Origin of the sequence: Devosia insulae DS-56, assembly GCF_000970465.2 — a bacterium.
Taxonomy (GTDB): Bacteria; Pseudomonadota; Alphaproteobacteria; order Rhizobiales; family Devosiaceae; genus Devosia_A; species Devosia_A insulae.
Window position 1 is genome coordinate 16,140 of the sequence record NZ_LAJE02000257.1, and the last position, 21,604, is coordinate 37,743.

16 protein-coding genes are annotated in these 21,604 nt (G+C 65.3%); 13 read left to right on the top strand and 3 right to left on the bottom strand.

From position 1 onward, the window contains the following. Positions 1 to 34 precede the first annotated feature (34 nt). A complete protein-coding gene (locus VW23_RS18225; protein ID WP_069910970.1) occupies positions 35 to 1,531 on the bottom strand; it encodes a CoA-acylating methylmalonate-semialdehyde dehydrogenase in 1,497 nt (498 codons plus the stop codon). A 93-nt stretch (positions 1,532 to 1,624) separates the two neighbouring features. Here VW23_RS18225 and VW23_RS18230 point away from each other — a divergent pair, with 93 nt between their 5' ends. The 10 genes from VW23_RS18230 (at position 1,625) to VW23_RS18275 (ending at position 13,876) form a co-directional block, all read left to right on the top strand. Continuing rightward, positions 1,625 to 2,506: a LysR family transcriptional regulator gene (locus VW23_RS18230; RefSeq protein WP_069910971.1), complete on the top strand. Its 882-nt coding sequence runs from the start codon at positions 1,625 to 1,627 to the stop codon at positions 2,504 to 2,506. 180 nt (positions 2,507 to 2,686) lie between these two features. After that, a complete protein-coding gene (locus VW23_RS18235) occupies positions 2,687 to 3,715 on the top strand; it encodes a substrate-binding domain-containing protein (RefSeq protein ID WP_069910972.1) in 1,029 nt (342 codons plus the stop codon). Between the two features lie 57 nt (positions 3,716 to 3,772). Further along, positions 3,773 to 5,284: a sugar ABC transporter ATP-binding protein gene (locus VW23_RS18240; RefSeq protein WP_069910973.1), complete on the top strand. Its 1,512-nt coding sequence runs from the start codon at positions 3,773 to 3,775 to the stop codon at positions 5,282 to 5,284. Positions 5,285 to 5,348: 64 nt separating this feature from the next. Then, positions 5,349 to 6,272: an ABC transporter permease gene (locus tag VW23_RS18245; RefSeq protein ID WP_176730435.1), complete on the top strand. Its 924-nt coding sequence runs from the start codon at positions 5,349 to 5,351 to the stop codon at positions 6,270 to 6,272. 25 nt (positions 6,273 to 6,297) lie between these two features. Beyond that, the gene (locus VW23_RS18250) at positions 6,298 to 7,275 is read left to right on the top strand and encodes a sugar-binding transcriptional regulator (protein ID WP_069910974.1); all 978 of its coding nucleotides are present in this window, start codon (positions 6,298 to 6,300) and stop codon (positions 7,273 to 7,275) included. Next, entirely contained in the window at positions 7,272 to 8,258 is a 987-nt protein-coding gene (locus tag VW23_RS18255) for an aldo/keto reductase (protein ID WP_069910975.1), read from the top strand. The genes VW23_RS18250 and VW23_RS18255 overlap by 4 nt, the downstream gene beginning before the upstream one ends. Further along, entirely contained in the window at positions 8,255 to 9,970 is a 1,716-nt protein-coding gene (locus VW23_RS18260; protein ID WP_069910976.1) for a glycerol-3-phosphate dehydrogenase/oxidase, read from the top strand. Before VW23_RS18255 ends, VW23_RS18260 begins: the two co-directional genes overlap by 4 nt. Beyond that, entirely contained in the window at positions 9,946 to 10,785 is an 840-nt protein-coding gene (locus VW23_RS18265; RefSeq protein ID WP_425285222.1) for a class I fructose-bisphosphate aldolase, read from the top strand. The genes VW23_RS18260 and VW23_RS18265 overlap by 25 nt, the downstream gene beginning before the upstream one ends. A 2-nt stretch (positions 10,786 to 10,787) precedes the next feature. Beyond that, entirely contained in the window at positions 10,788 to 12,278 is a 1,491-nt protein-coding gene (locus VW23_RS18270) for an FGGY-family carbohydrate kinase (protein ID WP_069910978.1), read from the top strand. Then, complete coding sequence (locus VW23_RS18275; protein WP_141728384.1) at positions 12,278 to 13,876, top strand: GMC family oxidoreductase; 1,599 nt, start codon at positions 12,278 to 12,280, stop codon at positions 13,874 to 13,876. Before VW23_RS18270 ends, VW23_RS18275 begins: the two co-directional genes overlap by 1 nt. A 34-nt stretch (positions 13,877 to 13,910) precedes the next feature. Here the strand turns inward: VW23_RS18275 and VW23_RS18280 are convergent, their stop codons facing one another. After that, positions 13,911 to 14,474 carry a cupin domain-containing protein gene (locus tag VW23_RS18280; protein ID WP_069910980.1) on the bottom strand — a complete coding sequence of 188 codons (564 nt, stop codon included), beginning with the start codon at positions 14,472 to 14,474 and terminating at the stop codon, positions 13,911 to 13,913. Positions 14,475 to 14,821: 347 nt separating this feature from the next. On the opposite strand from VW23_RS18280, the gene VW23_RS18285 reads away from it, so the two are divergent. The 3 genes from VW23_RS18285 to VW23_RS18295 are packed head-to-tail and all read left to right on the top strand — an operon-like array spanning position 14,822 to position 20,777. Continuing rightward, entirely contained in the window at positions 14,822 to 15,055 is a 234-nt protein-coding gene (locus VW23_RS18285; RefSeq protein WP_176730434.1) for a hypothetical protein, read from the top strand. After that, positions 15,052 to 16,131, top strand: coding sequence for a trypsin-like peptidase domain-containing protein (locus tag VW23_RS18290; RefSeq protein WP_069910982.1), 1,080 nt, complete (start codon positions 15,052 to 15,054; stop codon positions 16,129 to 16,131). The genes VW23_RS18285 and VW23_RS18290 overlap by 4 nt, the downstream gene beginning before the upstream one ends. Positions 16,132 to 16,151: 20 nt before the next feature. Then, entirely contained in the window at positions 16,152 to 20,777 is a 4,626-nt protein-coding gene (locus VW23_RS18295) for an AAA family ATPase (protein WP_141728385.1), read from the top strand. Between the two features lie 11 nt (positions 20,778 to 20,788). Here the strand turns inward: VW23_RS18295 and VW23_RS18300 are convergent, their stop codons facing one another. Continuing rightward, positions 20,789 to 21,604, bottom strand: coding sequence for an efflux RND transporter periplasmic adaptor subunit (locus VW23_RS18300; RefSeq protein ID WP_069910984.1), 816 nt, complete (start codon positions 21,602 to 21,604; stop codon positions 20,789 to 20,791).

Here is a 21,604-nt window from a genome sequence, read left to right on the forward strand (position 1 = left end):
ACCCGCGAAGCCTCGGACCCCGTTCCGGGCCTCCTCACGCCATCGTCGGCATCTGATACTGCGCGCCGTTGCGGATGCCCGACGGCCAGCGGGCGGTGACCGTCTTGGTGCGGGTCCAGAAGCGGATCGAGTCGGTGCCGTGCTGGTTGAGATCGCCGAAGGATGAGGCCTTCCAGCCGCCGAACGAGTGGTAAGCGAGGGGCACGGGGACCGGCACGTTGATGCCGACCATGCCGATATTGATGCGCGAGGCGAAGTCGCGGGCAGTGTCGCCGTCGCGGGTGAAGATGGCGACGCCATTGCCATAGGCGTGGCGCATGGGCAGGCCCAGGGCTTCCTCGTAGCTTTGGGCGCGCACCACCGAGAGCACCGGGCCGAAGATTTCGTCGCGGTAGATGTCCATGTCCTCGGTGACCCGGTCGAACAGGGTGGGGCCGACGAAGAAGCCGTTCTCATAACCCTGCAGCGCGAAGCCGCGGCCGTCGACGACGAGCTCCGCCCCTTGCTCCAACCCCTTTTCAATGTAGCCAAGCACGCGCCGGCGGGCGTCGGCGCTGATCAGCGGCCCCATTTCGGAGGCGGGATCCGCGGCGGGGCCGACCTTCAGCCGCTCGACGCGGTGCTGGAGCGCCGCGACCAGCCGGTCGCCGGTCGCCTCGCCCACCGGGACGGCGACGGAGATGGCCATGCAGCGCTCGCCGGCAGAACCGTAGCCGGCCCCCATCAGCGCGTCGGCGGCCTTGTCGATATCGGCATCGGGCATGACGATCATGTGGTTCTTGGCGCCGCCAAAGGCCTGCACGCGCTTGCCCTCGGCGGCGGCGCCGGCATAGACGGCGCGGGCGATCGGGGTCGAGCCGACAAAGCTGATACCGGCGATATCGGGGTGGGCGATGATCGCCTCCACCGCGGACTTGCCGCCATTGACGACGTTCAGCACGCCGGGCGGCAGCCCGGCTTCGAGCATCAGTTCGGCGAGCCGCAGCGGCACTGACGGGGCGCGCTCGGAGGGTTTCAGGATGAAGGCGTTGCCGGCGGCGATGGCTGGGGCGAACATCCAGAGCGGGATCATCGCCGGGAAGTTGAATGGCGTGATGCCGGCGCCGACCCCAAGCGGCTGGCGCATCGAATACATGTCGATGCCGGGCCCGGCCCCCTCGGTGAACTCGCCCTTCAGCAGATGCGGCGCACCGGCGACGAACTCGGCGACCTCGAGCCCGCGCTGCAGATCGCCGCGAGCATCGTCAATGGTCTTGCCGTGTTCGGACGAGAGCAGCGCCGCCAGCGCATCCATCTCGCGGTGCATCAGGGCGACGAAGCCGAACATCACGCGAGCGCGGCGCTGCGGGTTGGTGGCGGCCCAGGCCGGCTGGGCCGCCAGCGCCGCCTGCACCGCCGCATCGATCTCGGCGACGCCGGCGAGCCCGACGCGAGCCTCTACCTCGCCGGTGGCCGGATCGAAGACGTCGCTGAACGCTTCGCTGCTGCCGGCGACAGACTTGCCGCCGATGAAATGACCGATGGTCCGCATGGCATCCTCCTTGTTGCCAGACGGTCATCGCCCTACAATCAGCGCAGAACAATCGCCAAGAACTCACATCTGTTGTGCATGGAGTAATGCTCGATGAACTGGGACGATGTCAGGGTGTTTCTCGCCGTGGTGCGCAACGGGCAGTTGCTCGGGGCTGCCCGAGCGCTCGGGATCAACCACGCTACGGCGGCGCGCCGGATCGATGCGCTGGAGGCGTCGCTGTCGACCACGCTGCTGGTGCGGCGGACCAACGGCACCAGCCTCTCGGCCGAAGGCGAAAAGTTCCTGCCCTTCGCCGAGCGGATGGAAAGCGAGATGCTGGGTGCGCAGGAGGCGGTGGCGGCGCGTGACCTGGCGCTCAGCGGCACCGTCCGCATCGGCGCGCCGGACGGGTTCGGCGTCGGCTACCTGGCGCCGCGACTCGGGGCGCTGGCGGAAAAGTATCCGGGGCTGCGGCTCGAGCTGGTGCCGGTGCCGCGCACCTTCTCGCTGTCGCGGCGCGAGGCCGACATCGCGGTGACGCTGGAGCTACCGCGTGAGGGCCGGCTCAAGGCGCGCAAGCTGGTGGACTATACGCTCGGGCTCTACGCCACGACGGCTTACCTCGCCAACCGCCCGGCCCCGGCAACGGCCGAGGAGCTGCAGCAGCACCGGCTGGTCGGCTATGTCGACGACCTGATCTTTTCGCCGGCGCTCGACTACACCACCGAGGTGCTGAAGGGCTGGACTTCGGACCTTTCAGTGTCATCCGCCCTCGGTCAGTTCGAGGCGGTGCGGGCCGGCTCGGGCATCGGCATCCTCCACAGCTTCATGGCGCGGCGGGACACGACGCTCCACCGCGTGCTGCCCCAGATTGTGCTGCAGCGCGCCTATTGGCTGGTGGTGCATGAAGACCTCAGGGCGCTGAGACGGGTCGCGGTGGTGGCCGATTACCTCGCCGGGATCGTTGCCGCGGACCGGGCGATTTTCAGCTGATCCGCCGATCATTCTTGCAATAAATTTCAATCACTGAATTATCTTGACGGTCAATCGGCCCTCACGCAATGGTCGCGACGCCACGGGTTCGGAGGAGCCCCGGCTTCCAGTTATCGACCACCGGCCAGCGGGCCGGCGGCACCAAACCGTTGGAGCTGGCTTCGGCCAGAGGGAGGAAACTTGCGCAAAATTCTGAGCACGCTCGCGATCGCAGCGGCTGCCCCGGTCCTGATGGCCGGTTACGCCACTGCCGAAACTGCCAACCCGTTCAAGTGCGAGCCGGGTGAGAAATACGTGATGAACGTCATGGTCTCGGGGGTCGAGTACTGGTTCCCGGTCTACGAGATGTTCAAGCAGGCCGGCCAGCAGTTCGGCTGCGAGACCGCCTATACCGGCACGCCCGAATACGACGTCAACAAGCAGATCGCCAGCTTCGACCAGGCGCTGGCGCAGAACCCGGCCGGCATCCTTGTGCACCCGATGAACTCCGACCCGTTCATCGAGCCGATCAACCGCGCCGTGGACCAGGGCACGGCAGTCGTGACCTTCGCGGCGGACTCGCCGAACTCGAAGCGCGTCAGCTTCATCACCTCCGACAACCTCGCCGAGGGCACCTACGCGGCTGACGCCGTGGCCGAGGCCATGGGCGGCAAGGGCGAATATGCCGTGCTCGAGAATCCCGGCCAGGACAATCACGACAAGCGCGTCGCGGCGTTCATCACTCGCATGGAAGCCAAGTGGCCCGACATGAAGCTGGTCGGCCGCGCCGCATCCAACCAGGATCCGACCAAGGCGTACCAGGCGGTGCTGAGCCTGATCCAGGCCAACCCTGAGCTCGGCGCAGTGTTCATGCCGGAGGCCAATTCGGCGATCGGCGCGGCGCAGGCCAGCAAGGAGAATGGCAGCAAGGTCCGCGTCATGCTGGCCGACGTCAACGCCAACATCCTCGACATGATCAAGGCCGGCGAGATCTTCGGCTCGGTGAACCCCAACCAGGGCATGCAGGGCTATATGGGCTTCATGCTGCTGTGGCTGGCCAACCACCCCGACCTGATCGACCCGATGAACGATACCGCCCGCTCGGGCAAGAACGGCATGGCCGTGCCGTTCGTCGACAATGGCTTCTCGATCGTCACCGCCGAAAACGCCGACGACTTCTACTGGGACAAGTACCTGAAGCGCCGCGGCACCAAGGGCATCGAAGAGTAACAGGCGACACCCGGGGCGCCTGCGGGCGCCCCGGACTGTTCTTTAGGGGAGGACGATATGAGTGGCGGCAACGTCCTCGAAATCCGCAAGATTTCCAAGCATTTCGGCGCCGTGCAGGCGCTGGCCGAAGTCGACTTCATGCTGGAGCGCGGCGAGATCCATGCGCTCTGCGGTGAGAATGGTGCCGGCAAATCGACGCTGATGAACATCGTCGCCGGCATCCTCGCCCCATCAAGCGGCGAAATCCGGCTCGAGGGCCTGCCGGTCCATATCGGCTCGCCGGCTGAGGCGCAGCGGCTCGGCATCGGGCTGGTGCACCAGGAAATCGCGCTCTGCAAGGACGCGACGGTGGCCGAAAACATCCTGATGGCGGCGACCAACGCCCGCCGCGCCCCGCTGATGAATTTTTCCGAGCTCAACCGCACCGCCCAGAAGGTGATGAACCGGCTGGCGCCGATCCCGGTGACGCGGCGGGTTGGTGCGCTCTCCATTTCCAACCAGCAACTGGTCGAGATCGCCAAGGCGCTGACGCTCGACTGCCGCGTGCTGATCTTCGACGAGCCGACCGCGGCGCTGACCGAAGCCGAGACGCAGGCCCTGTTCTGCATTATCCGCGGGCTCAAACAGCGCGGCATCTCGATCATCTATATCTCGCACCGGATGGCCGAAATCTTCGCGCTCTGCGATCGGGTCACGGTGTTCCGCGACGGGCGGTACGTCTCGACCGACCGCATCGCCGAGGTGACGCCGGACCACGTGGTGCGCCGCATGGTCGGCCGCGAAATCACCCAGCTCTACCCCGAAAAGCTCGCCGGGGAGCCCGGCGCGCCGCTGCTCGAAGTGGAGCGGCTCAGCGATGGGGCACAGTTCAGCGACGTTTCCTTCACGCTCAGGCGCGGCGAAATCCTTGGCCTAGGCGGCCTGATCGGGGCCGGCCGGACGGAGATCGCGCTCGGCGTCTGCGGGCTCGCCCCGACCACCCAGGGCAGCATCCGCGTCGACGGCCAGCCGGTCGCCATTGCCGACTACACCGACGCGATCCGGGCGGGCATCGTCTACCTGTCGGAAGACCGCAAGCACTCGGGCGTGTTTCTCGACCTCTCGATCGCCGCCAATGTCTCGGCGCTCGACCTGAGGAAGCTGACACGGAACGGGCTGGTCGACCGGCGGCTCGAGCTGACCCAGGCCATCACCCTCTGCACCCGGCTGGGCGTGAAGATGGGCGCCATCGGCGATCCGGTCTCGTCGCTCTCCGGCGGCAACCAGCAGAAGGTGGCGATCGCCAAGCAGCTGTCGGTGAAGCCACGGGTGATCATCATGGACGAGCCGACCCGCGGCATCGACGTGGGCGCCAAATCCGAGATCCACAAGCTGCTGCGCGAGCTGGCGGCGGATGGCGTCGGCATCATCGTCATCTCGTCGGAGCTGCCCGAACTGCTCGGCATCAGCGACCGGGTGATCGTCATCCGCGGCGGCCGGATCGCCGGCGAAGTCACTGGAGCAATGACCGAGGAAGCGGTGATCCGCCTCGCCTCGGGTGTAGGAGGGAATTTCGCCGATGTCGCTTAGCAAACAGGAAGAGCTGGTGGCGCCGCCGGTGCGAACCGGGTTGTCGCTGGGGCGGTTCGGCGCGATGCGCGAGGCCGGCCTGATCGTCATCATCCTCGCGCTCTGCGTGGCGATGAGCTTTGCCTCACCGCACTTCGCCACGTGGGGCAATGTGCGCGCCATGCTGATGAGCTTTTCGATCGAAGGCATCGTCGTGGTCGGCATGACGGTGCTGCTGATCGTCGGCGGCATCGATCTGGCGGTCGGCTCGGTGGTCTGCTTCGCCATGGTGGTCGGCGGCTCGATGTTCCTTATGGGGCTCGACCCGTGGACCGCGTGTCTTATCGCCATCGGCGCGAGCGCGCTGGTCGGCGCCGGCATGGGGTTCTTCGTTACCGTGGTCGGGCTCAACCACTTCATCACCTCGCTGGCGGCGATGGTGATCGTGCGCGGCCTCTGCCTCGTCATCACCAAGGGCACGCCGCTGTCGCTGTTCACCCTGCCGCCCGAGTTCAAGGCGATCGGCCAGGGCGAGTTTAACGGCGTGCCCTACGTGATCATCATCTTCGTCGTGATCGTCGTGCTGTTCGATTTCCTGCTGCGCCGCGCCACGGCGTTCCGCAAGGTGTTCTACACCGGCTCGAACGAGAAGGCGGCCGAGTATTCCGGCATCCGCACCCGCCAGGTGAAGTTCTGGGTGACGGTGCTGTGCTCGACCCTCGCGGGGCTCGCCGGGGTTATCTACATGAGCCGGTTCGGCGCGGCGACACCGACCTTCGGGGTCGGCATGGAGCTCAACATCATCGCAGCGGCGGTGATCGGGGGCGCTTCGCTCACCGGCGGCGCCGGCACCATCTTCGGCGCCATCCTCGGCATCGCGCTGCTCTCGGTGGTGACCTCGTCGCTGATCCTGCTCGATGTGTCGGTCTATTGGCAGGACATGATCAAGGGCTGCATCCTGTTGGCTGCCGTCTCGATCGATCATTTCCTCAACCGCCGGAAATCCTGACCTCCCGGCGAGAGAAAGTACTCCCATGGCCCCCAGTTCCACCCGCGACGACATCGCCGCAGCCCGGCAGATGCATCAGGCGCTCGTCATGCACTTCGTCGAGGGACAGACCCAGGCGGAAATCGCCACCGTGCTCGGCATCAGCCACGCCACCGTCAACCGGCTGATCAAGCGCGGCCGGGCGCTCGGGCTGGTCGAGATCAAGATCAAATCGCCGATCGAGCACCTGGTCGGCATCGAGGAACAGCTCTGCGCCATCGGCGGCATCAGCCGGGCCCTCGTCGCGCCGACGGTGTCCGACAATCCGCAGACGACGCTGCAGAGCGTCGGTACCGTGGCGGCGAACCTGGTGCTCGACCTGATCAAGGATGGCGACCGGCTCTGCGTCACCGGCGGCAAGGGGTTGAGCGCGCTGATTGCCGGGATCAAGCCACCCCGCCGCTACGATGTCGAAGTGGTGCCGGCGACCGGGCTGGTGCAGGGCAAACACTATACCGACGTCAACCACATCGCGACGACGCTGGCCGACAAGCTGGGCGGCCGCGCCTACCAGATGCATGCGCCGCTGTTCGCCGACAGCGAGGCCGAACGCAGCATGGTGATGAGCATGCGCTCGGTGGGCGACGTGCTCCGGCGGGCCCGGGAAGCCGATCTCGCCATCGTCGGCATCGGCTCGATCCTCAGCGACGATTCCAGCTATTACGACCTGCTCCCCACCTCGTCGGACGACCGGCGGGATATCGAGCGCTCGGGAGCGGCGGGCGAATTGCTGGCGCACCTGATCGACGGCGACGGGCGGCTCGCCGACTACGCGCCCAACCGCAACCTCGTAGCGCTGACGCTCGAAGAGCTGGCCGGCATCCCGCATGCCATCGGCGTCGCCAGCGGCCCCAACAAGGCCGCGCCGATCCTCGCCGCCATGCGCGGCAACCATCTCGACACGCTGGTGACCGACGAGGCCACCGCCCGTAGCGTCATTGCCCTTTCCGAGGCCCGTTCGTGACTCAATTGACCCGCCTGATCGGCCGTTCCGGCATCTCCGCATCGGCCGTCGGCCTCGGTACCTGGGCCATCGGCGGCTGGATGTGGGGCGGCACCGACGAAGCCGCCGCGATCAAGGCGATCGAAGCCTCGATCGATGCCGGTATCTCGCTGATCGACACCGCCCCGGCCTACGGCCTCGGCCGCAGCGAGGAACTGGTCGGCGCGGCGATCCGCGGCAAGCGCGACCAGGTGGTGATCGCCACCAAATGCGGGCTCAACTGGCAGCACGGCAAGGGCAACCACTTCTTCGACGAAGCCAATAAGCCCGTGCACCGCTATCTTGGCGCCGACGGCATCGCCTGGGAGGTCGAGCAGAGCCTCAAGCGCCTCGGCACCGACCATATCGACCTTTACATCACCCATTGGCAGGATCCGACCACCCCGGTCGCCGAGACGATGGCGGCTCTGCTCGCGCTGAAGCAGGCCGGCAAGATCCGGGCGATCGGGGCGAGCAACCTCGATGCCGCGGAGCTTTCGCGTTATGTGGCCGCCGGCCAGCTCGACGCGATCCAGGAGCGCTACTCGATGCTCGATCGGGGCATCGAGCAGACGCTGTTGCCGATCGCGGCACAGCACCAGGTGGCGACGCTCAGCTATTCCTCGCTGGCGCTGGGGCTGCTCACCGGCACGGTGTCGGCAGAGCGCCAGTTCACCGGCGACGACCAGCGACGCGATGACCCGCGCTTTTCGGTCGAGAACCGGCGCCATGCGCAGGGTTTTGCAGCCGAGATCGCGCCGCTCGCGTCAGCCAGGGGCGCCAGCGTGGCGCAGCTGGTGATCGCCTGGACGCTGCAGCAGCCCGGCATCACGTTTGCGCTCTGCGGAGCGCGCAACCCGGCGCAGGCGATCGACAATGCGCGCGCTGGTGAGCTAGCGCTCGGCAGCGACGAGCTGGCGGTGATCGACCGGGCGGCAGCCCAGCACCTCGTGGCCATCGCATGAACCGGGCGGACAGCATCGCGCGCCTCAAGGCCCGACCCGCCATGTCGGTTCTGGTGATCGGCGGCGGCATCAACGGCATCTCGGTCTATCGCGAGCTCGCGCTCAACGGCGTCGACGTGGTGCTGGCCGAAAAATCCGACTTCTGCTCGGGGGCGAGCGCGGCGCTGTCGCGCATGGTGCATGGCGGGCTGCGCTATCTCGAGAACGGCGAATTCAAGCTGGTGCGCGAGAGCCTCCTGGAGCGCGACCGACTGCTGCAGAACGCCCCGCATTTCGTGGCGCCGCTGCCGACCACGGTGCCGATCTTCGATACGTTTTCGGGGCTGCTCAACGGCGCCTTCCGCTTCCTCGGGCTGACCCGGCAACCGGCGCGGCGCGGCGCAGTGGTCATCAAGGCCGGGCTGACGCTCTACGACCTGTTCACCGGGGGCCGGCGGGCCCTGCCGGCGCATGAATTTCGTTCACGCAATTCGACTCTCAAGCGCTGGCCGGCGCTCAACCCGGCGGTCACCGCATCGGCGACCTATTTCGACGCTTGGGTGAGCCGGCCGGAGCGGCTCGGCATCGAGATGCTGCGCGATGCGGCGGGTGACAATGCCATTGCGCTCAACCACGCGGAGATTGCCCGCGAGGCTGGCGGGCTGGTGCTGCGCGACCGCATCGACGGTACCAGCGTGCCGATCGCGCCACAGTTGATCATCAACGCCACCGGCGGCTGGATCGACCTCACCAATGCCGCCATCGGCGCCAGCAATGCCCCGATGCTGGGCGGCACCAAGGGCTCGCACCTGGTGGTCGCCAATGCCGAGCTCACCCAGGCGCTCGACGGGCATATGGTCTACTATGAGAACGAGGACGGCCGGATCTGCATCGTCTTTCCCTATCTCGGCAATGTGCTGGTCGGCTCGACCGACATTCGCGTCGATGATCCGGACAGCGTGCGCTGCGACGACGATGAGCGCGACTATATCCTCGCTTCGCTGGCCCAGGTGTTCCCGACCATCCACATTGCGCATGACGAGATCGTCTTCCGCTTTGCCGGCGTGCGGCCGCTGCCGGCCAGCGCCGACAGCGTCACCGGCCGCATTCCGCGCGATCACTTCTGCCAGATGCTCGAGGGCGCGATCCCGACGCTCTGCATGATCGGTGGCAAGTGGACCACCTTCCGCTCGTTCGGCGCGCTGGCGGCCGACATGGTGCTCGAGCGCCTCGGACTGGTTCGCACCGCCGATACCGAGGACCTGCCGATCGGTGGCGGCCGCGACTTTCCCGCCGATCCCGGCGCCTGGTCGGCGACGGTGGCCGAGGATACCGGCGTTGCGCCGGGCCGCGTCGCCGAACTGCTGGAACGCTACGGCACCGGCGCAAAGCCGGTAGCCGTCGAGATCGGCAGCGGCAGCGACCAGCCCATCCCGGGCACCGGCTATTCGCGCCGCGAAATCGACCACCTGATCCGTACCGAGCAGGTGGAGACGCTCGCCGACTTGCTGCTGCGCCGCACCACCATCGCCATTACCGGCGCGCTGTCGATGGCCGCCATCGACGCGACGCTGGCGCAGTTGGGCCAGCTGAAGGGCTGGGATACCGCCCGGTGCACCGCAGCCCGCGCCGCGTGTCTCGCCGAGCTCGCCGATCGGCACGGGCTCGACGAAGCCACCCTCATTTCTCGCAATCCAGGGACCGCCGAATGGCAAACCACAAAGTCCGCATGAACCGCCTGTTCGGCCAGGGCCGCTGCCTCGATGTCGCCATCGACCACGGGGTGTGCAACGAGCCGAGCTTCCTCGACGGGCTCGAGGATATGCCGGCCGTCGTCGCCGCCCTCGTCAAGGCCGGGCCGGACGCGATCCAGATGAATTACGGCCAGGCCGACCTGCTGCAGGAGGTGCCGGGTAAGCTCAAGCCGGCGCTGGTGATGCGGCTCGACATGGGCAACCCCTACAACAAGCAGCGGCACCGCTCGATGTGGGCGCTGTTGCAGAACGAGGCGGAGCCGTTGATCGGTGCGCTGCAGCTAGATGCCGCGTGCGTGGTGGTGAACCTCTTCATGCTGCCCGACGAACCGGACCTGTTCCGCCAATGCGTCGCCAACATTTCGCGGGTGCGCGCCGAGTGCGAAAAATACGGCATGCCGCTGATGATCGAGCCGCTGGTGATGCAAGGCAATTCCGAACGCGGCGGCTATATGGTGGATGGCGACGCGGAAAAGATCGTGACGCTAACCCGGCTCGCCCGCGAAATGGGCGCCGACATCGTCAAGGCCGACCCGACCAACAATGCCGAGGATTTCCACTGGGTGGTCGAGGCGGCGCGCTGCCCGGTGCTGGTGCGCGGTGGCGGCAAGGAGGACCTGCGCGCGGTGTTCGACAAGTCCGCTGCGCTGATGCGGCAGGGCGCGCTCGGCATGGTCTATGGCCGTAACATCTACCAGCACGCCAACCCAGCCGCCGTGGTGCGCGGGCTGATGGCCATCATCCACGACAACGCCAGCGGCGCCGACGCCTGGGCGCGCTACCAGCAGGGCTGACCATGACCGACTATCTTCTCGGCCTCGATGCCGGCAACACCGTGATCAAGGCGATCCTGTTCGATACCACCGGACGCGAACTCGCGGTCGCCGCGCTCGACGGGCAATCGTCGATGCCGGCTCCGGGCCAGGTCGAACGCGACCTCGATGAACTCTGGCGCAACGCCATCACGGTGATCCAGAACTGTATCGAAAAGTCCGGCGTCAACGCCCGGGAGATCCGCGCCGTCGGCTGTGCCGGGCATGGCAACGGGCTCTACGCGCTCGACCGCGCCGGCAAGCCGCTGCTCGGCATCCAGTCGCTCGATACCCGGGCGGCGGGGTTGGCCGCGGAGTGGCACGCCTCCGGCGTCGGCGACCGCGTGCTGCCGATCGCCCGGCAGAAGCCCTGGGGGGCGCAGACACCGACGCTGCTCGCCTGGATCAAGCGGCATCGTCCTGACCTCTATGCCGAGATCGGCACGGTGCTGCTGTGCAAGGATTTCGTCGTCGGCCGGCTGACCGGCGCCCGCGTCACCGACACCACCGATATGAGCGGCAGCGGGCTCTTGGCCATTCCGTCGCGCCGCTACTCGGCCGAGCTGCTGGCGGCGTACGGGCTCGAAGACGCGTTGCCGCTGCTGCCCGAAGTGCTGGAGAGCGACGACATCGCCGGCCACGTCACCGAGGAGGTGGCGGCCCTCACCGGCCTTGCCGCCGGCACACCGGTGGTTGCCGGGCTGTTCGACGTGGTGGCGAGCGCCGTGGGGTCGGGGGTGACGGCGACCGGCGCCGCCTCGATCATTGCCGGCACCTGGAGCATCAACCAGGTGATCTGCGAGGCGCCGGTCGATGATGGCAGGGTGTTCATGCAGTCGAGCTTCGATCGCAGCCGCTGGCTCGCCATCGAATCGAGCGCCACCTCTGCCGCCAACCTCGAGTGGATCGTGCACCAGTTCATGCACGGCGAAGACAGGCCGTTCGACAAGGCGGGCGAGCTGGTGGCCTCGGTCGGTGCGGCGGCCGATGTGCCGATCTATCACCCCTACCTCTATGGCGCGCCGTGGGACGGCAATGCCCGCGCCGGCTTTTACGGCATCGCCGGCTGGCACAGCAAGGCGCACCTGATGCGGGCGCTGTTCGAAGGCGTGGCCTTCGGCCATCGCGGTCACGTCGACGTGCTGCGGAAGGCCGGGATCGGCATCCGCGATGTGACGCTGTCGGGCGGCGGCTCGCGCAGCGCGGTGTGGCCGCAGATGTTCGCCGATATCCTCGAACTGCCGGTGACAGTGGCGCGCGGGCGCGAGACCGGGGCACTCGGCGCGGCGATCGCGGCGGCGACCGGGGTCGGCCTGTTCCATGACTATGCGGAGGGCGCCCGGGCGATGACCGCGCCGGCAAAGCAGTTTGCGCCCAACCGGGAAAGCGGCTCGCATTATGCGCGCCGTTATGGCCTCTATGAACAACTGGCGCGCGCGATGCAGCCGGTATGGGCGGAAATGGGCCGGCAGTAGTGACTGAGAGTTTTGGGAGCTTCGACTACATCATCGTCGGCGCGGGGTCGGCGGGGTGCGTGCTGGCCAACCGGCTGAGCGCCGATCCCCGTAACCGTGTGCTCCTGCTCGAGGCGGGGGGCAGCGACCGCTACCACTGGGTCGATATTCCGATCGGCTACCTCTATTGCATGGGCAACCCACGCACCGACTGGATGATGCGGACCGAGCCGGAGCCGGGGCTCAACGGCCGCTCGCTCAACTACCCGCGCGGCAAGGTGCTGGGCGGCTGCTCATCGATCAACGGCATGATCTACATGCGCGGCCAGGCCGCCGACTATGACGGCTGGCGGCAGCTGGGCAATGCCGGCTGGGGCTGGGACGACGTGCTGCCCTACTTCCTCAAATCCGAGGACCACCATGGCGGCGCCTCGGCGCAGCATGGCGGCGGGGGCGAGTGGCGGGTGGAACAGCAGCGGCTGAGCTGGCCGATCCTCGACGCCTTCCAGGCGGCGGCCGAAGAGCTCGGCATCCCGCGGGTCACCGACTTCAATGCCGGCGACAATTTCGGCTCGGGCTATTTCGAGGTGAACCAGCGCGCCGGCGTGCGCTGGAATACTTCGAAGGCCTTCCTGCGACCGGCGCTGAAGCGGGGTAACCTGCAGGTACTGACCGGCGCGGAGACCGAGGCGATCCTCCTCGACGGAAGCAAGGCCGGCGGCGTGCGCTTCCGCCACAAGGGACGCCTGGTCGAGGCGACCGCCGGGCGCGAGGTGATCCTCTCAGCCGGAGCGATCAACTCGCCAAAACTGCTCGAGCTCTCCGGCATCGGCCGCCCCGATGTGCTCGGGCGGCTCGGCATCGCCGTGCGCCACCAGCTCAATGGCGTGGGCGAGAACCTGCAGGACCACCTGCAGATCCGCACTGTGTTCAAGGTGAAACACGCAAGGACGCTGAACGGGCGTTACCATAACCTCGTCAGCCGCGCCGGCATGGGGCTCGAATATGCGCTGAAGCGCTCGGGTCCCCTGTCGATGGCGCCGAGCCAGCTCGGCATTTTCGCGCGCTCGAACCCGCGGCTACAGACCCCCGATCTCGAGTATCACGTGCAGCCGCTGTCGACCGATCGGCTGGGCGAGCCGCTGCACCGCTTCGAGGCGGTGACGGTGTCGGTGTGCAACCTCCGCCCCGAGAGCCGCGGCACCGTGCACATGGAGAGCCCGGAGCCTTCGGCGGCGGCGAAGATTCGGCCCAACTACCTTGCCACCGAGAATGACCGGCTGGTTGCCGCCAACTCGATCCGGCACGCGCGGACGCTGATGCGGACCCGCGCCGTCGCCCAGTTCGAGCCGGAAGAATTCCTCCCCGGCCCCGGCTTCGAGGACGACGCCGACCTCGCGAGGAAAGCCGGCGACATCGCGACGACGATCTTCCATCCGGTCGGCACCTGCCGGATGGGCGACGACACGATGGCCGTGGTCGACAGCCAGTTGCGGGTCCGCGGCCTCACGGGGTTGCGCGTCGTCGATGCCTCGATCATGCCGACGATCGTTTCGGGCAATACCAACTCACCGGTGATCATGATCGCCGAGAAGGCCGCCGAGATGATCCTGGGCTAGCGCCAGGGCTGCAGCTCTTCGTGCTCAGCCGGTCTCAGACCGGATCGAGACCGTCACGGAAGTCGTTGAGGTCGGCATCGACCGACGATGGCGCGTCGATCCATTCCGCCATGGCCTCGCCGGTGACCGGGTCGCGCGTCGGGATCGGCAGCATCATGATGCGTTTCACCGCGGCCCTGCGGCCTTCCTCGCTCAGGTGGTCCTCCTGCATATTGTCCCAGTCCCGGCCATCGGGATAGCCGCCGATCAGCATGACGTCGTCGGAGTGATCCACCATGGCGTGCGATACGCCGGCAGGCATCACGATGACATCGCCCGCCGACACCCGCACGCGGATGCCGCCCTTGCCGAACAGCGCCACCTCCATCCAGCCCACCGCCACGCCGAGACATTCATGCGTCGTCGAGTGGAAATGCGGATAGGTGTAAACGCCGGGATAGCGCCAGTTGTTGAGCCAGCCATTGCTCCTGAACCGCGCCAGCACCGCGGCTTCGCCGCCTCCGGAAATGCCGCCCCGATGTACCAGCAGGGGAAAGCGGCTGTTTGGCAACATGCCGACCGGCTTCGACCAGTGCTGTTCCGGCGTCGTTTTGGACATTGCTTGCTCCCCCAAAGGATTTATTTGTTCAGCCAGCCCCGCAACAGACATTCTGCCCAGAACCATCGCATAGTCAAAGCCTGGTAGCTGCAGGCGCTCCTGCTCGACCTGCGACGCATCGATCATGCCCCGGATCGTCTCGGGCGGGTGCTGGCGGCTGAGAGGCAAGCGCCACCGTCTCGCACCGCATGGCCTCTGGCGCACAATGAAAACGTCTGTTCGCCCAAGTCTTTCGCACAGACCTTGTCTGGACGAGCGGATCATTCTGCGCGAAAGTTGCTTGGTTAGGGCAGCAGACTTGGCGCAAGCGTCGCGAGCTATTTCATGAAGCAAAGTCGCCGACGGTGGTGCGCGATGTCGGCTGTCAGCCCGTCGCCGGCGCCATCGTACAGATTGCGCGCGGCAGCGCCCCGATTCCCGAGGTTGGACGCGTGACCGATACCGAGGGGCGGCTTTGGCTGCATCTGCCTCACGGCAGTTTCATGCTGCAAGCCGAGACAGCTGGCGACGAGACTGGGCAGGCGCAAGCCGATGGCGATGACGATTCGCCCATCGAGATCGAGGTCACGACGCAAAAATGAACGGCTCCGTCGATTGGGATGCGCTCACCGGCTTTCAATTCAAGCTGCTCTGGCAGGCGATCGTCGAAGATTTCACGGTGTTCACCCTGAACGCTGCGCTCGTGGCCGATCTGGGGAGACAGCCTTTAGCCAACTACGCGTCGCCGATGGTGGACTATCCGAGCCAGGCGTTTGACCTCATCCAAAAGGCCAAGATGCAGGGGTGGACGCGCGAACTCATCGAGGGCCTTGCCGCCGCCAACCCCGGTGCACCGCGGCTGCGCCGCTTCCAGGAGACCTTCGGGCTGACCGTCGACGTCGCTGGGCCGACACCGGAACGCTGGAACCTCCAGGATATACTGAACCCCAGTCAAGACTTTCTCAAACCCGACGGCTGGCTGACCAAGCTCGCCATGCTGCGGCGGCGTGTCTGCCGCATCGAGCATGTAAGCAGACCCAGCGACAGACCCGGCTTCGGAACCGGCTGGCTGATCGGTCCCGACCTCTTGATCACCAACTATCACGTCATCCGCAGCTTCAAGCCCGCCGCTGGCAATGGCACTGATGTCTCCGGCATCACCTGTCGCTTCGACGTGGCCGAGCCGCCGACCACCGGCAACGGACGGGAATGCAAATTCGCCGCCGACTGGCTGGTCGATGCCAGTCCCCCGGGTTCGGCGGAGCGCAACGAGGGCACGGCGGCACCCACGGAGGGAGAGCTCGATTATGCGGTCATCCGGCTGGCGGAGCGCGTCGGTGACGATGAGGTTGAGCCGGGGATGGCACGCGGACAGGTCGATATCGTGGCGCACGGTGCCGCGCCCAGCCAAGATGATGTGCTGCTGATCGTGCAGCACCCGGAGGGATTGCCGCAGCGTTTTGCATTCGGCAACTCGAAGAATTCGCTCAAACCGGAGGACCTCCGCCTGCGGCACACCGCGAACACACTGAAGGGTTCGTCAGGATCGCCGGTGGTCAACATCGATCTTGCCATCGTGGCACTGCATCAGGCCGGCGGCGACGGCACCGGAAATCAGTGTGTGCCGATCGAGCGTGTCGCGCAGCGACTGGTCAAGAACGGCGTGCTGCCGAGTTGAACGAGATACGGAACTCAACCTTGCTGGATGCATCTGATAAACGTGGTTTGTGGGAAGTCTTGGGCCGCTTCGACAGACAGGCCCTGAAAATGGCTTTGGCGCTGTTGCCCGTAGAGCGCAAATACGAACACCTGGTCGTCACTGGCAATCTTGCCTCCGAAATCCACCAACTGATCGATGTCGCTGAACGAGACGGCTGGATCGATGAACTCATATCTATCGTGCCGGAGCACACCGAAGGAGGACGTCGCGCCAGAGAAATTCTGGCCAAAGCGACTGAGCGCGAGCGCCTGTACGGCACCTCACCCGAACTGGCTGAGAACAGCGATACAGCGTCGGTCGAGGCAGACGAGGCCCAGCTTCCTGGGTACGCCCGTTCGGCGACAAGCCCCGAATACGATCAATCGATACGCCGGTTCTGGCGCTACTATATCGGCGACGAAGAGGATCCGGTTCCGTTTGGCGGCAGAGACAAGGAGCTCTCGGAGCTGGCGACCTGGCTGAAACAGCCCGACGCGGCACCGCGACTGCTAATCACAGCTGTCGCAGGGCGAGGTAAGACCTCACTGCTGGCGCACTGGATCAAAGCGATACCGACACAGCAATGGCGCGTCGTGTTCGCGCCGATCAGCAATCGGTTTGAAACCAACCAGCCCGCAATCGTCTACGAGGCGCTGGCGCATCAGCTCGCGCGGATCGCCGGCGAAAGGGCTGGCCATTTCACCCACGATCTCGATCGATCTTATCGCGCCCGCTGCCTTGAACTTCTCGACAGGATCAATGCCGGCACCGTGCCGACGCTGATGATCATCGATGGTCTCGACGAGACGGGAGGCTGGTCCTTCAGCCGGAATATCCTCGCGGCAAGCGGCCGAATGCTTCGCATCGTCGTTTCGGCCCGGCGGTTGATGGGAGACTCGGCCGACGGCCGCGATTGGCTGGACCGCATCGAGTGGCCGCATTCCACCGACAGGACCAAGGTCCTCACGGTTGAGCCCTTGAGTCAGGAAGGGGTAGCTCAGGCGGTCGCGTCGATGGGGCCCGCGGCCGAGCCGATTGCAGCCAAGGCCAGCACGCTCGCGGAACTTGTGCGTCTGACACAAGGGGAGCCCTTGCTGGTGCGCCAGTATGCGCAAATGCTTGGCATCGAACCTGGTCGGACAGAAGCAGCGGATCTGGCAGGACTCGAGTCAGGCTACGCCGGGTTCTTTCGCCACTGGTTCGAGACGCAGGTCGGCTCCCCGGCAACCGACGGGCACTGGGCGAATGCGGTGGAAGTCCCCCTTGCCGTCCTGACCGCGGCTCAGGGTCCGTTGCTGCACCGCGACCTGGAGCGTATTTGCGCTATAGCCACCAAGGACGACGCCTTTCACCTGTCGGTTGCTGCACTCCAACCGCTGCAACGCTTCCTTATCGGCGATGGCGTCTCGACCGGCTATACCTTCCAGCATCCCAAATTCGCCGAATATTTCCAGACGGAGTATTTCAAGGGCGGCTCCATGCACAACGCCTTGGCTGGCATCGTCACCTGGTGCCGCAGCATCGTTGATGGTGATGCTCGCCCGGATGAGATTCCCGACTACGTCCGCAACCACTATGTGAGCCACCTTGTTGCTGCCCGGGCAGCACCTGACGCGTTCGAGGCAATCCTGGCGTCTCGCTGGCAACAGATTTGGCTGGAGCAGGACGCCGGCACTATTCGCTACGTCACCGACGTCGAAACCGTTAAGGGCTACTTTCGCGACGCCCATCACTTCGAGAAAGGCAAGCGTTTCGCGATAATGATGCGCGCGGCGCTTATCCTGAGTTCGCTGCAAAGCGTCGGCGCAAATATTCCGTGGCAATTGCTCACACTGCTAATCCGCAACGGCCGGATGTCAGTTCGCCAGGCCCTGCACCAGCTGTTGCGTCAGGACGGCAGCGCCCAGCTCTACGGCCTGCCACCTCTCTTCGCAGTGGCGGATCCGACCACAAGAAAATTGATCCTGAGCGAAGTCGAAGCCTTTGGCAGTGTCAGGTGGTACGCGGAGGCATTTGTGGGGATCGCTGTCCAGCTACCGCCCGCTGAACGGTCGGCGATACTCGAGCGCATGTTGTCTGAGATTGCGGACCTCGCGGAAGCTGAAAGCACGTATTCCAGCCTCTATGTCGGGTACGTTGTCGAGGTCCTGACTGCTGAGCGCGATGCTGATCTATTGATGCAATGCCTGTCTTTGACGGGATCACTTGAAAGCAACTTCGATCAAGCGTCTTTGGTGAAAAAAATCGCCGAGCGCCTTTCGCCGGAGTGCCCTCTTGACCTCTGGTCTCGCACGCTCTCCGTAGTCGAGAAAATCAGCGAGAGTTACTGGCGATCCGAAGCGCTGGTGTCGATCGCTGAGCGCGTTTCACCAGGACACGGTGCTGAACTGGTCTGGCGCATGGTGACAATTGCCGGCGGCCTGGACGACGGCGCGGACCGGGCAACTGCGTTCGCGGCTATTGCCCGGTTAATCGAGCCCGGCCATGCCTTGTGCGCCATCGTCCTGCAGGCAGTGGAAGCAATCTCGGCGGAAGACGACAGGGCGCTGGCCGCCAGGATTTGTGCGCGCGCAACGGTTGGGGACCGGTTCCCGCCGGACAGACGGGCCGACATTCTTTCGAACGCTATCAGTGCAGCCAACGGTATTGGCGATCTGTGGCCCAGAGCAAAAGTCTTACTGACCGTCGCTGAATTGTTGCGACGTGAGGGAGACGCTGGGCTTGCGTCCGCACTGCTCAGTGCGGCAGCGTCTATCCCCTGGGACGACGGAGCGCACGCTAGGGTGAAAGCAGTCATTGCGATCGCCGAACATCTCGATGCCGACCATCGAACGCGGGTACTCGCTGATGCTGTTGGCGCCATTGGGCAGCTTCAGCGGGGGAACGACAAACCCTATCCGCTTGACGTATGTGCAACGAACTTTGACCCGGTCCGTGACGAAGCGCTGCTGTTTCGGGTATTGGCTATCGCACAGACAGTTAACGAAGACGCCAGAGCGAAGGTGCTGGCAGCGATCGCCATGCGATTGGCGCCAGACCAGGACGCGTTGGGCTCCAGGGTGATAGCGATGGCGGAAGAGCTCAGCCGGCTGACCACGTCCTCCTCTACAATCGCAGCCATTGCCAAGCAATTTCCAGCCCAGAGGACGACAGGATTGCTTTCCAGGCAATTGCCCGGACCTGAAGAGGTGGACAAGCTCACTGGCTTGTTCTCGCTAGGCCTTTCAGAACTTGCCGGGTGCCTTTCCCCACGGGACCAACCTGAACTTGTGTTGCGTATGTTGAGTTTCGCCGCAGCGAAAGAGTATCATAAGGCGAGGATCATAGCCGCAATCGCCGAAAAACTCGCGGTAGAGCCGAATGAGACATTAGAGAAACGAGCTCTCGCGGTTGCCGAGACTATCGGATGGCCGCATTCTGCAGTCGATTCTCTTGTTGCACTTGGCCGTTGCCTCGAAGGAGACGGGCGTGCCCAGATCATCCTGAAGGCGGTGAACTTGGCAAAGTCGGCGGCGGACGGTTGGACAAGGCGAAACAACCTGGCGCGGATCCGCGGCTATCTCGATCCTGCGCGTGACGCGAACATCCTCACAGAAATTCCGACACTCGAAGAACCATCGATGGAGAGCGATGACGAGGTTCGCGCACTCTTTGGTAACCTTGGCACCCAACCCGACAACCAGCGGGAACAGTCAATAACCCGCCTGCTTGACCTTGCTGAAATGCCTCAGCTTCGCTCAGTATATCCCCGGGACGTAATCATTCAGACCGCTGCATCGTATTGCCCGAAACCCTGCGCTGTGGCGCTGATCCAGCGCATTGATCTGCTGCTTGTCGATATCAAGGATGAGCAGCCTAAAGCGAAGGCCTATGCGGCTCTGGCCCGTGCCACCGCTGGTGACAATACAAGGTACATCTCACTGGCGTTGGATGCCGCGGCAAAGATCGGATCAGACGCTACCCGGGATACGCTACTGCCTGACATCGTTGGTCTTGTCACCCCGGAGCATGACAGCCAACTGGTCGCAAAGGCGCTCCGTGCCGTGGAAGCGATGGATTGGGAACGCTATAGGGCGCTGGCCCTTGCGTCGATTGCAGGCTGCCTGCCGCGAACCGAACGCCTGAGCACCCTGTCGCTGGCGCTCTCGGCAGCACAACAAACCGGCAGTGAAGAAGACACCTTCAACGGACTGTCAAACGTATTGCAGAGCATGGCCAAGGAAGATGCCTCAGACATCATACCGGGAGCATTGGAGATTGCGAACGGGCTGGAGTACCCGGAATGGCGATGCCGAGCGCTAGCCGAAATTTCTACTCGCCTGGCTGCTGATCAACGGGACACGCTTCTTACCCAGGTTCTTGAGTTGGCAGAGACCGAAGACGATTGGACAATTTCGCGTATTATCAATGCCGTTGTTGGACATCTAAAGCCAGAACTCGTGTCTGGACTGCTTGACCGCTTACCCAACCATATAGCTCGCCTGGAACGTCCCCAGGCGCTTTCGCTTCTGGCCAGCTGCGCCCCATACATCTACTCGAACTATGGTGAGTCGGTGACACTTGATATTGCCCAGACCATTGGTGATGTCTGCGACCGCTGGCCGTACCATAGCGATCGGCCCTGATCGTTCTGGGTTCAACCAGCCCCCAGATCCAGCCGGCAGCGTTGCCCGCCGGGGATGGTGCTGCCGGGGTTGGGCAGTTCGACGCGGACGCCGAAGGTGTTGGAGGCCGTGTCGAACACCGAGTCGACGACGATGATCCGGCCCTTGAGTTTGACCGGTTCCGGCCGGTCGATCTCGACCGTGACGTCGGCGCCGAGCTTGGTGCCGGCCCAAAGCTCGGTGGGCAGATAGGCATCGACCAGCAGCGGGTCGGTCTGGACGATGGTGGCGATGATCGAGTCCTGGCGGACGAACTCGCCGACCTGGGTATCGATCGAGGTGACGACGCCGGCGATCGGCCCGTGAATGGTCATCCGATCCAGCATGGCCCGCTGCCGCACCAGTTCCTGCGCCGCCAGTTCGGCCTTGCGCTCTTCCCCGGCGAGATCGAGCCGGGTGATCTCCACCGCGGCCTCGAGCTCATCGATGCGCGAGCGGGTGACCGAACCGGACTTGAGCAAGGCACGGGAGCGCTCCAGCGTTGCCAGCGCCACGTCGAGCCGCTGGCGCTGCGCGGCAATCGCCTCGCCCGCGTCGGCCTCGGTTTCGGCAAGCCGGACATTGGCCTCCTCGACGGAGGACTCGAGCCGCGCCACCGGCTGGCCGGCTTCCACCGGGTCGCCGCGCCGCACCTGCATATCGGCGAGGAGACCGGTGACCGGGCTGCCGAGTTTGACCGTCCGCGCCGGGCTCGCCACGCAATCGAACAACCCGGTGATGCTGTCCTGCGCCGCGACCGGGGCAGCAAGGCTGAAGCCGAGCAACAGGCAGAGAGCGGCGAGCCGCAT

What these genes read in the sequence shown, in the direction of transcription:
- VW23_RS18265 (WP_425285222.1), top strand. Translation starts at nt 9,946, where the DNA reads ATGGCAAACCACAAAGTCCGCATGAACCGCCTGTTCGGCCAGGGCCGC.
- VW23_RS18225 (WP_069910970.1), bottom strand. Translation starts at nt 1,531, where the DNA reads ATGCGGACCATCGGTCATTTCATCGGCGGCAAGTCTGTCGCCGGCAGC.
- VW23_RS18240 (WP_069910973.1), top strand. Translation starts at nt 3,773, where the DNA reads ATGAGTGGCGGCAACGTCCTCGAAATCCGCAAGATTTCCAAGCATTTC.
- VW23_RS18280 (WP_069910980.1), bottom strand. Translation starts at nt 14,474, where the DNA reads ATGTCCAAAACGACGCCGGAACAGCACTGGTCGAAGCCGGTCGGCATG.
- VW23_RS18300 (WP_069910984.1), bottom strand. Translation starts at nt 21,604, where the DNA reads ATGCGGCTCGCCGCTCTCTGCCTGTTGCTCGGCTTCAGCCTTGCTGCC.
- VW23_RS18290 (WP_069910982.1), top strand. Translation starts at nt 15,052, where the DNA reads ATGAACGGCTCCGTCGATTGGGATGCGCTCACCGGCTTTCAATTCAAG.
- VW23_RS18260 (WP_069910976.1), top strand. Translation starts at nt 8,255, where the DNA reads ATGAACCGGGCGGACAGCATCGCGCGCCTCAAGGCCCGACCCGCCATG.
- VW23_RS18245 (WP_176730435.1), top strand. Translation starts at nt 5,349, where the DNA reads ATGCGCGAGGCCGGCCTGATCGTCATCATCCTCGCGCTCTGCGTGGCG.
- VW23_RS18230 (WP_069910971.1), top strand. Translation starts at nt 1,625, where the DNA reads ATGAACTGGGACGATGTCAGGGTGTTTCTCGCCGTGGTGCGCAACGGG.
- VW23_RS18270 (WP_069910978.1), top strand. Translation starts at nt 10,788, where the DNA reads ATGACCGACTATCTTCTCGGCCTCGATGCCGGCAACACCGTGATCAAG.
- VW23_RS18250 (WP_069910974.1), top strand. Translation starts at nt 6,298, where the DNA reads ATGGCCCCCAGTTCCACCCGCGACGACATCGCCGCAGCCCGGCAGATG.